This is a genomic window from Microbacterium sp. P5_B6 (assembly GCF_056400345.1).
The window spans coordinates 24,796-38,170 of record NZ_JBFULL010000005.1 but is presented as its reverse complement, the minus strand read 5'-3'; the positions used below and the strand labels follow the sequence as shown (position 1 = coordinate 38,170).

11 protein-coding genes are annotated in these 13,375 nt (G+C 70.1%); 7 read left to right on the top strand and 4 right to left on the bottom strand.

What is annotated here, in order from left to right; genetic code table 11:
- Window positions 1-11: 11 nt before the first annotated feature.
- Window positions 12-653: a class I SAM-dependent methyltransferase gene (locus tag AC1DP3_RS08265; RefSeq protein ID WP_477292680.1), complete on the bottom strand. Its 642-nt coding sequence runs from the start codon at window positions 651-653 to the stop codon at window positions 12-14.
- A 215-nt stretch (window positions 654-868) separates the two neighbouring features.
- Here AC1DP3_RS08265 and hflX point away from each other — a divergent pair, with 215 nt between their 5' ends.
- Entirely contained in the window at window positions 869-2,398 is a 1,530-nt protein-coding gene (gene hflX / locus AC1DP3_RS08260) for a GTPase HflX (RefSeq protein WP_477292679.1), read from the top strand.
- 34 nt (window positions 2,399-2,432) lie between these two features.
- Here the strand turns inward: hflX and AC1DP3_RS08255 are convergent, their stop codons facing one another.
- A complete protein-coding gene (locus AC1DP3_RS08255; RefSeq protein ID WP_477292678.1) occupies window positions 2,433-4,343 on the bottom strand; it encodes a prolyl oligopeptidase family serine peptidase in 1,911 nt (636 codons plus the stop codon).
- A gap of 246 nt (window positions 4,344-4,589) precedes the next feature.
- On the opposite strand from AC1DP3_RS08255, the gene AC1DP3_RS08250 reads away from it, so the two are divergent.
- Together AC1DP3_RS08250 and metE are read left to right on the top strand one after the other, a co-directional pair.
- The gene (locus tag AC1DP3_RS08250) at window positions 4,590-5,546 is read left to right on the top strand and encodes a methylenetetrahydrofolate reductase (protein WP_477292677.1); all 957 of its coding nucleotides are present in this window, start codon (window positions 4,590-4,592) and stop codon (window positions 5,544-5,546) included.
- On the top strand, window positions 5,543-7,903 hold the full coding sequence (gene metE / locus AC1DP3_RS08245) for a 5-methyltetrahydropteroyltriglutamate--homocysteine S-methyltransferase (RefSeq protein WP_477292676.1): 2,361 nt from the start codon (window positions 5,543-5,545) through the stop codon (window positions 7,901-7,903). The genes AC1DP3_RS08250 and metE overlap by 4 nt, the downstream gene beginning before the upstream one ends.
- Here metE and AC1DP3_RS08240 read toward each other — a convergent pair.
- The gene (locus tag AC1DP3_RS08240) at window positions 7,900-9,552 is read right to left on the bottom strand and encodes a hypothetical protein (RefSeq protein WP_477292675.1); all 1,653 of its coding nucleotides are present in this window, start codon (window positions 9,550-9,552) and stop codon (window positions 7,900-7,902) included. The genes metE and AC1DP3_RS08240 overlap by 4 nt on opposite strands.
- A gap of 112 nt (window positions 9,553-9,664) precedes the next feature.
- Window positions 9,665-10,345, bottom strand: a complete 681-nt coding sequence (gene lexA, locus AC1DP3_RS08235) for a transcriptional repressor LexA (RefSeq protein WP_477292674.1) — start codon at window positions 10,343-10,345, stop codon at window positions 9,665-9,667.
- 257 nt (window positions 10,346-10,602) lie between these two features.
- On the opposite strand from lexA, the gene AC1DP3_RS08230 reads away from it, so the two are divergent.
- The 4 genes from AC1DP3_RS08230 to hisH are packed head-to-tail and all read left to right on the top strand — an operon-like array spanning window position 10,603 to window position 13,353.
- Window positions 10,603-10,980: a LysM peptidoglycan-binding domain-containing protein gene (locus tag AC1DP3_RS08230; protein WP_477292673.1), complete on the top strand. Its 378-nt coding sequence runs from the start codon at window positions 10,603-10,605 to the stop codon at window positions 10,978-10,980.
- Between the two features lie 32 nt (window positions 10,981-11,012).
- The gene (locus AC1DP3_RS08225; RefSeq protein ID WP_477292672.1) at window positions 11,013-12,107 is read left to right on the top strand and encodes a histidinol-phosphate transaminase; all 1,095 of its coding nucleotides are present in this window, start codon (window positions 11,013-11,015) and stop codon (window positions 12,105-12,107) included.
- Window positions 12,104-12,706, top strand: a complete 603-nt coding sequence (hisB, locus tag AC1DP3_RS08220; RefSeq protein ID WP_477292671.1) for an imidazoleglycerol-phosphate dehydratase HisB — start codon at window positions 12,104-12,106, stop codon at window positions 12,704-12,706. The genes AC1DP3_RS08225 and hisB overlap by 4 nt, the downstream gene beginning before the upstream one ends.
- Window positions 12,703-13,353 (top strand): imidazole glycerol phosphate synthase subunit HisH, encoded by a 651-nt coding sequence (gene hisH / locus AC1DP3_RS08215; protein WP_477292670.1) that lies wholly within the window; start codon window positions 12,703-12,705, stop codon window positions 13,351-13,353. Before hisB ends, hisH begins: the two co-directional genes overlap by 4 nt.
- The last annotated feature ends 22 nt before the right edge of the window (window positions 13,354-13,375 follow it).

The window sequence follows — 13,375 nt, the reverse complement described above, 5'->3', positions numbered from 1 at the left end:
GGCGCCCGGTGCTACGGGAGAGTGATCGCGCCGGTCATCGGCGTGCCGTGACGCCGCACCTTGATGACGCGGAAGCCCCGGCCCGTCGACGCCCGGTGAACGCTGTACCCGTGATCGAACGTCGCCGCGAGCCACCGCTGCAAGGAGTCCGAGCCGAGGTTGCGCTGCACGACGAGCCACGCGTCGGACCGTTCGTCGAGGCGCGGGATCCACCGTTCGAGCAGGCCGTGCAGCTCGTTCTTGCCGACGCGGATCGGCGGGTTCGATCGAATGGTCCGGAACGAGATGTCGTCGGGAACATCGTCGGGCAGCACGGCGTTGATGTTGGGGAGACCGAGCGCCACGGCATTGCGGCGCGTCAGGTCGAGGGCGCGCTCGTTGACATCCACGGCCCAGACCGTGGCGTGCGGCGCCTCCATCGCGAGGCTCAGCGCGATGGGTCCCCAGCCGCAGCCGAGATCCAGCAGGTTGCCGCCGGGGGGAGGTGGAGGAGTGCTCGCAAGGAGGACGCTCGTGCCGGCATCGACGTGGTCGGGACTGAAGATCCCGCCGGCCGTCGAGACTTCGACATCCCGGCCCGCCAGACGCACGCGGACCTGCCGCATGTTCTCGGGGCTGACGGGAGACGCAGTGAAGTAGTGGTCCCCATCCATGGCTGACGAGCCTAGCGGAGGAGGCCTCCCGCGCGGGAGGGTAAGGGGGTGCGGCGAAGCCGCCGACGAGCGAAGCGAGTCCTCGCGGGGATCTCCCCGCGACAGAATCAAAGGGTGCGCGATCAAAAGCGCATAGAGTTTACGGACGCCTCAGGGGCCGGGCAACCCTGTCGACCGAATCCGGCCCGACGAGGCATTTTTGCTGAAAGGAACACATGACAGACACCACGACACCCCAGAGCACCGACGAGACGCCGGTGGACCCGGTCGATCGCGTGCTGGCGCGCGCTGAAGCGCACTCGGGTGTACGGGTCTTCGGCGCTGCTCAGGCGCTGCAGGACGAGTCGACCACGTCGCGCTCCGACACCGACGGCGAGCAGTGGGATCGCGAGGAGCGCGCGGCACTGCGCCGCGTCGCAGGTCTTTCCACCGAGCTCGAAGACGTCACCGAGGTCGAGTACCGGCAGCTGCGCCTCGAGAACGTCGTGCTGGTCGGCGTCCACCCCCAGGGCGAGCAGGAGGATGCGGAGAACTCGCTGCGAGAGCTGTCCGCGCTCGCCGAGACGGCGGGTGCCGTCGTGCTCGACGGCGTGCTGCAGCGTCGCCCGCACCCGGACCCCGCGACCTACGTCGGGCGGGGCAAGGCGCAGGAGCTTCGCGACATCGTCGCCTCTGTCGGCGCCGACACCGTCATCGCCGACGCCGAGCTCGCGCCCAGTCAGCGCCGCGCGCTCGAAGACGTCGTGAAGGTCAAGGTGATCGATCGCACCACGGTGATCCTCGACATCTTCAGCCAGCACGCCAAGAGCCGCGAGGGCAAGGCCCAGGTCGAACTGGCGCAGCTCGAATACCTCCTCCCGCGACTGCGCGGATGGGGTGACTCGATGAGCCGGCAGGCCGGTGGTCAGGTCGGCGCGGGCGGTGCGGGCATGGGCTCGCGCGGTCCCGGTGAGACGAAGATCGAGCTCGACCGCAGGCGCATCCGCACCAAGATGGCGCTGCTGCGCCGGCAGATCCGCGACTACGCCCCTGCCCGGGACGCGAAGCGGGCCGAGCGCAAGCGCAACACGATCCCGTCCGTCGCGATCGCCGGCTACACGAACGCCGGCAAGTCCAGCCTCCTCAACCGGCTCACGAGCGCGGGGGTCCTGGTCGAGAACGCCCTGTTCGCGACCCTCGACGCGACCGTGCGGCGCTCAGAGACCTCAGACGGCCGGGTGTACACGCTGACGGACACGGTCGGCTTCGTGCGCAACCTGCCGCACCAGCTCGTCGAGGCCTTCCGGTCGACGCTGGAGGAGGTCGGCGACGCCGACGTCATCCTTCACGTCGTCGATGCCTCCCACCCCGATCCGGCTGCGCAGCTCAAGACCGTGCGCGACGTGATCGGCGATGTGGGAGCGCGAGACACCCGCGAGATCGTCGTCTTCAACAAGGCCGACCTCATCGACGACGACGCCCAGCTGCTGCTGCGCGGACTCGAGCCCAAGGCGCTCTTCGTATCGTCCCGCACCGGACTCGGGTTCGAAGAGCTCCGCGCGGCCATCGAGGAGGCGCTGCCGCTTCCCGCCGTCGAAGTCCGCGCCGTCGTCCCCTACGACCGCGGCGACCTCATCTCGGCCGCGCACGACAGCGGGCACATCGTCTCGCAGTCGCACGAGGTCGACGGCACGGCGCTCCACGCGTTCGTGTCGGAGCGGCTGGCAGCCGAGCTCGCACCGTTCCTGGTGTCACCCGCGCGCTGAGGCGAACCGCGTGGGGGCCGTGCAGGACCCCGGTTCAGTCCAGCGTCATGGGCGGCACGTCCGGTGTCTCGAACCCGAACACCTCGCCGAGGAACGCGAGTTCCTTCTCGAGCGCGTCGACGACGGTCTCGCCACGCCGGAAGCCGTGCCCCTCGCCCTCGTAGAGCACATACGCGTGCGGAACCCCGCGCGCGGCGAGGGCATCGCGGATCGCCTCGGACTGCGCGGGCGGCACCACCTCGTCTTCGTCGCCCTGGAGCAGCAGGAGGGGCACGCGGAACCGGTCGGCCTTGCTGAGGGGCGAGCGTTCGACGTAGACGCTCTCGTCCTGAGGGAGCGGTCCGATCAGCCCGTCGAGGTAGTGGGCCTCGAAGTCGTGCGTCTGCGCAGCCAGCGCCCGGGCATCGCCGACGCCATAGCGCGAAATGCCGGCGCTGTAGACGTCCGTGCCGACGAGCGCGGCCAGCACTGTCCATCCACCGGCCGAGCCTCCCTCGATGGCCAGTCGCGCGGCATCCGCTCGCCCCTCGGCCACGAGGCCACGCGAAGCTGCAGCGACGTCATCGACGTCCACGATCCCCCATTGCCCGCGCAGGCGCTCGCGGTACGCGCGACCGTAGCCGGTCGAGCCCCCGTAGTTGACGTCGAGCACCCCGATGCCACGGCTCGTGAAATAGGTGATCTTGCCGGATGCCGCGCCGGCGACGTGGGCCGTCGGTCCTCCGTGCACGAGGACGAGGTAGGGCGGCAGCTCGCCGATCGGCGGATTCGCCTCAGGGTTGGTCGGCGGGTAGTCGAATGCGTGGACAGGTCCGTGGTCGCCGTCGAACGTCACAGCCCGGGGCTGCGGCATCCAATCCGGTCCCCAGGGCGTCTCGCTGCCGACGATCCGATCGGCACCCCCGGTCTGCAMGTCGACGAGCCAGATTCCCGGAGAGGATGCTGGGCCTGCCGCCGAGACCAGGACGCGCATGCCGGACACATCCTCGATCACCGCGTTCGCGGTGGCTTCGAGACCGAGCGATCTCACGTCGCCCGTCTTCGGGTCGATGAGGACGACATCGTCCGAGCCGTTCGTCCGGACGGCGACGATCCGCCCATCGGCGAGGGGAGCGAACCAGCGTGCCCCGAGCACCCACAGCGGCCCGCCCGTGTCGGCGTCCGCGGGGGCGACGTCCTCGTGATCGAGGCTCGCGTCCAAGTGCATCCGCCAGATGTTCCACCGCCCGGTGGGGTCATCGGCGTACAGCAGATCGTCCTCGTCGACCCATACCGGCTGCAGCGCGGCGGTCTCACCGCTCGTGACGGTCGTCCACTCCGACACCGTTCCGCCCTCGAGCCTGCCGACGCGCAGCTCGGCGCGATCCCAGGGCATGTCGGGGTGGTTCCAGGCGATCCAGGCCAGGTGGGTTCCGCCAGGGGAGAGGGCGGGCTGCGCGACGAAGTCCGTGTCGACAGTCATGTCGACGACGCTCCAGTGACCGTCCACGGCGACCGTCACGACGTCGCGTCGCGGCACCGGCGTCGCGCCGTGGACCTCGCGGATCGCCAGCAGGCGCCCCTCCTGCCACGACAGTCCGCCGTACCGGGCGCCGTCGTCTGCCGCCGTCCGGGGCTTCGGAACATCACCGGGGGTCAGCGACCAGATGCGCTGATCGGTCTTCTCGACGAAGTACAGCGTGCCGTCCTCGCTCGCCGTCCATGAGCCGCCGCCGTACTCGTGCACGCGCGACCGGGCGTTCCATGGGGGCGGCAGAAGGTCCTCCTGCACGCCGTCGGGCCGACGACGTCTGACCGTGGTCCGTCCGCCCTCCTCGGGCACGCCCTCTCCCCACCACAGTTCGTCTCCGACGAAGCGCGCGCCTTCGAGGCGCGGCGACGCTGCGGAGACGGCGGAGGCGGTGACGGGTGACGGCCAGGAACCGTATGGGGTGCTGCGGTCCATGGCCCCACGCTACGCCTGCCGGGCATCCCACTGAAGGCGCGACCCGGTCTCGACCGCTGCAACAGTCCGTCACACGCATCGCATGCACGGCGTCGGTGCTCTACCGTGGTGGAAACGCCCGGCCATGCCGGGTGTGGAGCGACAGCCGAGCCCGGCACCCGCCCGCGATGACACGTGCCCCTCCCCGTGAGCGGAGCGCGAGCCGCGGCCGACCGGCCTTCCCGTCCCTCTACCGAAATGCGCGCCATGCCCACGAGCAGCCTCGACGCCGTTCCGTTCTCGTTCGAGATCTATCCGCCCCGCACCGATGCCGGAACGGCGGCCCTCCACGAGACGATCCGTCACCTGGCCGCGGCCGGTCCCCGGTTCATCTCCGTGACCTATGGGGCTGGCGGATCCACCGGTGGGCGCTCGCTCGAGCTCGTCCGGCACATCCGCGAGACCACGGATGTCGAGCCGCTGGCCCACCTCACGTGCGTCGGCACCACCTACGAGGGCGCTGCTCGCCTCATCCGCGAGTTCCTGGATGCCGGCATCACGAGCTTCCTCGCCCTCCGCGGAGATCCGCCCGCCGGCGCATCCGAGGACGACCACTTCCTCGGCGACCTCGAGAGCGCCGCCGAGCTCGTCCAGCTCATCGAGCGCGCCCAGATCGAGCGCGCACCGTACACGGAGTCGTCCATCCCCGGAGTGCCGGGTGCGGCTCGGGTCGACCGCCGGCAGCAGGTCGCGATCGCCGTCGCCGCATTCCCGAACGGGCACCCCCGCTCGGAGCACGCGCACCAGGACATCGACGCCCTCCTCGCGAAGCAGGCCGCAGGGGCGACCTTCGCGATCACGCAGCTGTTCTTCCACGCCGACGACTATCTGGGCTTCGTCGAGCGCGCACGGAGCGCCGGCGTCAGCATCCCGATCCTTCCCGGGATCATGCCGATCGTCTCGCCCGTGCGCCTGCGGCGCGTCATCGAGCTCACCGGGGAGAAGCTGCCGGCCGACTTCGCTGCAGCTCTCGATGCCGAGCAGACGCCCGAAGGGCAGCAAGCGTGCGGCATCTCCCATGCCGCCGCGCTCGTCCAGCAGGTCGTCCTCGGCGGCGCGCCCGGCGTGCACCTCTACGCGTTCAACCATCACGACACCGTGCTCGCGGTCCTGCGCGACGCCGGTGTCCTCACCCAGCCGAGCCACCTGGAGGCCGCACGATGACCGACCAACGACCCGACTTCCCGACCGGGACGATCCTCGGCTACCCGCGTATCGGGCGCCGTCGCGAGCTCAAGCGCGCCGTCGAGGCGCGCTGGGCGGGTGCCCTCACCGAGGCCGAGCTCGAGACCACTGCCGCCGAGCTGCGCCGGGGGACCCGCGAGCGCCTCGTCGAGCTGGGACTCGGTCGCGGCGATTCGTCGATCCCCGAGTCGTTCTCGTACTACGACCAGGTTCTGGATGCCGCGCTCGCGGTGGGCGCCCTGCCTGCGCGCTTCGCCCATCTGCGCGACGAGGACGGCTCGATCGGACTCGACGCCTACTTCATCGCGGCGCGCGGGGCCGGAGTCCTCGCACCGCTCGAGATGACCAAGTGGTTCGACACGAACTATCACTACCTGGTTCCGGAGATCGGGCCCGAGACCGTCTTCTCGCTCTCCACGGATCGCTTCGTGCGTCAGATCACTGAGGCGCGTGCCCAAGGCTTCGTCACCCGGCCCGTGATCGTCGGCCCCGTGACGCTGCTCGCACTCTCGAAGGCGACGGATGCCTCGGCCGGCGTCGCCGGCACTGAGGGGTCCACCGCCTTCCGCCCGCTCGACCGCCTCGACGACGTGCTTCCGGTGTATGCCGAGCTTCTCGCGGCTCTCCGTGCCGCCGGGGCCGAGTGGGTCCAGCTGGACGAGCCGGCGCTCGTGAGTGAGAGCCTGCCCGTGCCGGCGGACGAGCTCGCCGCCGCGGCCGAGCGCGCGTACGCGGTGCTCGGAGCCGCTGCCCGGCGCCCGGCGATCCTTGTCGCTGCGCCGTACGCGCAGCTGTCGGGGGCGGCGTGGAGCGCCCTGGCCGCAGCCCCCATCGAGGCGATCGCCATCGACCTCGGCCGCGGGGCGATCCCCGCGCCGGCGGCCGGACTGTCAACGAAGATCGTCGTCGGCGGCGTCATCGACGGGCGCAATGTCTGGCGCGGCGACCTCGAAGGCGCATGGCAGCGGATCGAGGCGCTTCAGCACCTCGGGGCGGGCGGGGTCGCAGTGAGCACCTCCACGTCGCTCCAGCACGTCCCGCACGACATTGCGGACGAGCCGGACCTGGGGTCCCGCCTGAGGTCATGGCTCGCGTTCGCCGACCAGAAGGTCGGCCAGGTTGCCGTGCTCGCGCGCGGTCTGCAGCAGGGTGGAGCGGGGATCGCGAACGATCTCGCGGCAGCATCCGCAGCCCTCGCCGACCGGCAGAGCGCACCCGGCGTCCGCGACAGCGCAGTGCGCCAGCGTGTCGCGACGCTCACGACGGCCGACATCCAGCGCGGCGAGTATGCGACCAGGGTGGCGGCGCAGGACGCCGCCCTCGACCTGCCGGTGCTTCCCACCACGACGATCGGCTCCTTCCCCCAGACGGCTGACATCCGGCGGCTGCGCGCGCAGCATGACCGCGGAGAGCTCTCCACTGCCGAATACGAGCAGGCCCTGCGGAGCGAGATCGCCGCGGTGATCAGGCTGCAGGAGCAGCTCGGACTCGACGTCCTCGTGCACGGCGAGCCGGAGCGCAACGACATGGTCCAGTACTTCGCCGAGCACCTGGCGGGATTCGCCGTGACACGCAACGGGTGGGTGCAGTCCTACGGCTCGCGAGCCACCCGGCCTTCCATCCTGTGGGGCGATGTGTCGCGTCCTGCGCCGATCACCGTGGCATGGTCGCAGTACGCGCAGTCGCTCACCGAGCGCCCCGTGAAGGGCATGCTGACGGGTCCGGTCACGATCCTCGCGTGGTCGTTCGTGCGCGACGACCAGCCGCTCGCCCAGACGGCACAGCAGGTCGCGCTCGCGCTGCGCGACGAGATCTCCGATCTCGAGAACGCGGGCATCGGCATCGTGCAGGTGGATGAGCCGGCGCTGCGAGAACTGCTGCCGCTCAAGAAGGCCGATCAGCCCCCGTACCTCGCCTGGTCCGTCGACTCGTTCCGGCTCTCAACCGCTGGCGCGCAGCTCGCAACCCAGGTGCACACTCATCTCTGCTACTCGGAGTTCGACGTCGTGATCGATGCGATCGCGGCGCTCGATGCCGATGTCACTTCGATCGAGGCGGCTCGCAGTCGCGGCGAGGTCATCTCCGACATCGCGGCATCCGGGTTCTCGCACGGCATCGGACCCGGCGTCTACGACATCCACTCGCCGCGTGTGCCCTCGGTTGCCGAGGTTGCCGACCTGCTCCGCCGCGCCGTCGACGAACTGCCCCTGCGCCAGGTGTGGGTCAACCCCGACTGCGGACTCAAGACGCGCGCGTACCCCGAGACGGTGGCGTCGCTCGAGAACCTCGTCGAGGCGACGCTCACCGTCCGCGCGGGGATCGGCGCGACCGTCTAGCTGCGCGGAGCCCGGGGCTTCTTCTTGGCGGCTGCGTCGGCCGCGTCCTCCGGGGCCGCGGCCGACGCGTCGTCCACAGGCTCGGCCCGGACTGCCGCCGGTGCGGCCGGCGGTGCGGACGATGCAGCGGGGGGTGCCGGCGGTGCGGGCGGGGCGGGCGGGGTCAGCGCGGCACCCTGTGCCTGCGGAGCGCTGGCGCCGACCAGCACAGCGGCAGCCTCTTCTGCGTCGGCTGCCGCCCGTTCGGCGTCCTGTGCGGCGAGCTCAGCGTCCTCGGCGGCGTCCTCGGCCGCCGTGGCGAGGTCGGCCGCCTCACCCTCCGCCGCGAACCCGTCGAGCTCGTCGGGACGCTTCTGCAGCAGCTCGAGCAGCCACGCGAAGGCGAACGCGACGACGATCACCAGGACGAGGTCGCCGAACGAGAGGGGGCGCAGGGAGTACAGCCAGAGCACGGCGAGGATCGCGATGACGACGCGGATGGCCACCCGGTACCGGGCCAGAGCGAGTCCGAAGGCACCGGTGTTCAACCCGCGCAGGGCGAATCCCCGGCGCGCCGAGGCGTTGATGCCCCGGACGAAGCCCCGGGAGCGCTCCGCAGCGGCGGAACGGCCCATGAACCATCCGAGCACCGCGATGAAGACACCGAGGAGCGCGACGATCTGCGCGGTCTGCAGCATGGATGCCACCATGGTGCTGTAGATGGCGTCGAGGCCTGCCACCGAGAGGTCCAGCTGCGTCGCGGCCTGCCCGACGATCGGATCGCCGATCCTGAAGCCGAGCGCCAGCGCGCCACCGCCGATGGCGAGTCCGATGCCCGAGCCGAGCACCCCCACGGACCGCCTGCGGGCGATCAGGATGCCGAGTCCGAACAGCGCGAGCGTGATGACCGGGAGCCACCAGCCCAGGGTCGAGGCGATCGCGTAGACGGTGCGGATCGTCACGAGCGCCGTGCCCGTGCCGATGATGATCACCTTGTCGACGGCCGGGATCACCTGTGCGGCGCCCACTCCTCGATCGATGAGGTTCTGCTTGACCTTCTCGACGATCGTCCCCAGCTGGATGCCGACCCCGTCCTCGGAGAGGACCACGACCCCGCCGCCGTCCGACGTGGCCGCCGCCGTCAGACCGCGGTGCGCGCCGCGGGTGGCCGTCGCCCAGACGTCCGCGAAGGCATCCGATTCGACGACCCGGGTCACCGTGGTCGTCACGAGGTTCTCCAGCCCGGCCGCCGCCGGCGCCGCGAGCAGCGCGAGAGCGTCCTGCGCGCGGGGCGGCAGATCGAGCTGGGCGATGCCGTCGAACACGTTCGAGGTGAGTTCCTTGAAGTCCACCTTCGCGTTGATGGCGTCCATCGACTCGTCGATGATGAGCTGCTGCACTGCGGGGTCCTCCGCGAGCGGCGCCAGCGTCGCCACGAAGGCGTCTTCGTCGACCAGCTGCACGCGCGCCCAGGCGGAGACGATCGAGAGCGGGACGAGAAGCGTCGCGATCACGATCACCAGCGCGGAGACGAACGCCCTCCACCTTCCCGGAGATCGGCGCTGCGCGGGTGGGACTGCGGCGTCGGCCGGCACCGTGCGCAGGGTGTCGTTCTCGGTGCGCAGCCGATCTACTTCGGCGCGCAGGTCGTCGATCTCGGACGTGGTCATGTCACACCTCTCCAGAGGCGCGCCACCCGCGCCTTGGGGCTATTCTGCCCAGCCGACCACGCGATTGGCCATTGGGCGCGCGAAGTCGTCGCCCGCCGTGGGCGATGCCGCGCTAGACCGCGCGGAGGACCGCGACGACCTTTCCGAGCACCGTGGCGTCGTCGCCGAGGATGGGCTCGAATGCCGAGTTGCGGGGCAGCAGCCACGTGTGGCCGTCTCGCTGCCGGAAGGTCTTCACGGTCGCCTCGCCGTCGAGCATCGCAGCGACGATGTCGCCGTTGTCGGCGGTCGCCTGCGAGCGGATGACGACCCAGTCGCCGTCGCAGATGGCGGCGTCGATCATCGACTCGCCCGCGACCTTCAGCATGAACAGATCGCCCTTGCCCACGAGCTGCCGGGGGAGGGGGAACACCTCCTCGACCTGCTGATCGGCCGTGATCGGGACGCCGGCGGCGATGCGCCCGACCAGGGGCACGAGCGCCGCGTCGCCGACGGACGGCGCCGTGTCGGCGGGATTCTCGGTCGCGGTGCCCGGCAGATCGATGAGCACCTCCATCGCCCGCGTCTTCCCCGCATCACGGCGGAGGTAGCCGCTCAGCTCGAGCTGGTTGAGCTGGTGCGTCACGCTGGACAGCGACTTGAGTCCGACGGCGTCGCCGATCTCCCGCATGCTCGGCGGATAGCCGTGACGCGCGATGGAGCGCTGGATCACCTCGAGGATCGCGAGCTGCTTGTCGCTCAGGCTCTTGCGGCGGCGGGTCTGAGGCCGGTCGCGTCCTATCGCGTCGCTCATGTGCGGCTCCTGTTCTCGCGGTTTCGAAGGGCAGTCCCTTCGAATGTCGGAGGCCCGTGGTGGGGTGGCTCCATCGAAACGGTATCCGGTCGTCGAGGGGTCGCGCGGCATTCTCTGCGCGTGTCGCGTTCGACGTTCCGGCCTCCGAATCAGGCCTTGACATCCCATTCTATCGAAGATAACTTCGGAATGAAGATTCGCATTCGCCGCTCCCGGCCGAGGGGCGGATGCGAATCTCTTCTCATCAGGAGGACCCCATGACTGCGATCGCCATCACGACCCCCGGCTTCTCGGCCTCGGCACGGTCCAGCACGCGTCTTCGACTCACGACACGCGGTCGTCGCGTGATCGCCATCGTGGCGGCCATCCCGGCGATCGTGGCGCTGAGCGCCGCCATCATCGGCGGGTCCTCCGCTGCCCTCGCGTCGCGTGAGGCCGGCGCCGGCTCATCTTCGTTCACGACGGTGACCGTCACTGCCGGCGAGTCGCTGTGGTCCATCGCCCAAGAGGTCGCGCCGTCCGCAGACCCACGAGACGTGGTCGACGCGATCGTCCGCCTCAACGCGCTCGACGGCGTCACGGTCTCCGCGGGCGCCCAGCTCGCCATCCCGGCGGAGTACGCGCCGGTCCGCTGAACCCGAAACCTCTGATCCCTGGGCGCTCTACCATGGGAGGGGTGACCGTTCGCCTCGATCAGCTTCCCCTTCGCGACGACCTCAGGGGCAAGATCCCCTACGGCGCACCGCAAGCAGCGCTTCCCGTGACGCTCAACGTCAATGAGAACACCCACCCGGTGCCTCAGGAGGTGGCCGATGACATCCTCGACTCGATCGCGCGAGCGCTCCGAGACGTCAACCGCTATCCCGACCGGGAGTTCACCACCCTGCGCGAGGGTTTCGCGGACTATCTCGGCCACGGGCTGACGTCCGATCAGATCTGGGCTGCCAACGGCTCGAACGAGGTGCTCCAGCACATCCTGCAGRCCTTCGCCGGGCCGGGGCGCACCGCGTTCGGCTTCGGGCCGACGTACTCGATGTATCCCATCCTGACCGCCGCGACCGGGGCGACGTGGATCGCCGGCACGCGGGCTCACGATTACACCCTCACCGCCGAGGACGCTGCCGCTCAAGTCGCCGACGCCGCACCGGATGTCGTCTTCCTCTGCACACCGAACAATCCGACGGGCACTCCGCTCGGACTCGATGTCATCGCGGCCGTCTACGACGCGACGGACGGCGTGGTGATCGTCGACGAGGCGTACCAGGAGTTCGCCCCGCACGAGGAGCGCTCGGCACTCACGCTTCTGGCAGGACGCGAGCGCCTCGTCGTCTCGCGCACGATGAGCAAGGCGTTCGCGTTCGCCGGGGCTCGAGTCGGGTACCTCGCCGCCGATCCCGCTTTCATCGACGCGCTGCGCCTCGTGCGCCTTCCCTACCACCTCAGCTCGCTCACGCAGGCGGCCGCGATCGCCGCACTGCGCCACGCCCCGATCATGTTGCGGATGGTCGACGACATCGTCGAGCAGCGCGACCGCATCACCGCGACGCTCGACGCGCTGGGCTACCAGCCGCACGAATCCTGGTCGAACTTCGTCCTCTTCGGGGGCGTCGACGATCCGCCCTCGACGTGGCAGGCGCTCTACGACCGCGGCGTGCTCATCCGCGACGTCGGAATCCCTCACCACCTGCGCGTCTCGGCGGGCACCGAGGACGAGACGACGGCGTTCCTCGACGCCCTCGCGTCGATAGACTCGGCGCCATGACCGCACGCACCGCGTCGCTCCGCCGCGCGACGAGCGAGTCCACCGTCGAGCTCGACCTCGACCTCGACGGGACGGGCCGCAGCCAGATCGACACGACCGTTCCGTTCTTCGATCACCTGCTGACCGCGTTCGCCAAGCATTCACTGACAGATCTCACCGTTCGCGCGTCCGGCGACACCGAGATCGACGCCCATCACACCGTCGAAGACATCTCGATCGTGCTCGGGCAGGCCATCCGCCAGGCGCTCGGCGACAAGTCGGGCATCTCCCGCTACGGAGATGCGCTGGTGCCGCTCGATGAGGCACTGGCGCAGGCGGTCGTCGACATCTCGGGCCGGCCCTACCTCGTCCACACGGGCGAGCCGACGGGCTTCGAGCACCACCTGATCGGCGGGCACTTCACCGGTTCTCTCGTGCGCCACACCTTCGAGGCGATCTCCTTCAACGCCGCCCTCACCGTCCACGTCCGCGTGCTCTCGGGGCGCGACCCCCACCACATCGCAGAGGCCGAATACAAGGCCTTCGCCCGCGCCTTCCGCGAGGCCAAGGCGCTCGATCCGCTCGTGGAAGGCATCCCGAGCACGAAGGGCGCGCTGTGACGAGACCGCTCGTCGCCGTGCTCGACTACGGGTCGGGCAATGTGCACTCCGCCGTCAAAGCTCTCGACGCCGCGGGAGCCGACGCCCGGCTGACGTCGGATCGGTCCCTCATCCTCGATGCCGACGGTCTCGTCGTGCCCGGCGTCGGCGCGTACCACGCTGTCATGCAGTCGCTGCGCGCCAGTCGCGGCGATGAGCTCATCGACCGCCGGCTGGCCGGCGGCCGCCCGGTCCTGGGCATCTGCGTCGGGATGCAGGTCCTCTTCGAGCGCGGTGTGGAGCGCGGCGTCGACACCGAGGGCCTCGGCGAATGGCCGGGAACGGTGACCGAGCTCGACGCCCCCGTGCTCCCGCACATGGGCTGGAACACCGTGGAGACCGGCGAACGCACTCGACTCTTCCAGGGGATCGAGAACGAGCGCTTCTACTTCGTCCACTCCTTCGCCGCGCAGAAGTGGCACCTGGAGGTGCAGCCGCCCTTCCCCGAGCCGACGCTCACCTGGTGCTCCTACGGTGCCGGTCCATTTCTCGCGGCGGTCGAGAACGGACCGCTTTCGGCCACTCAGTTCCACCCCGAGAAGTCGGGTCAGGCGGGCATCCGTCTCCTCGCCAATTGGATCGACGGCCTCGGCAGGGATAACCTCTGAGATCGTGCCTCTCGCGGGAATC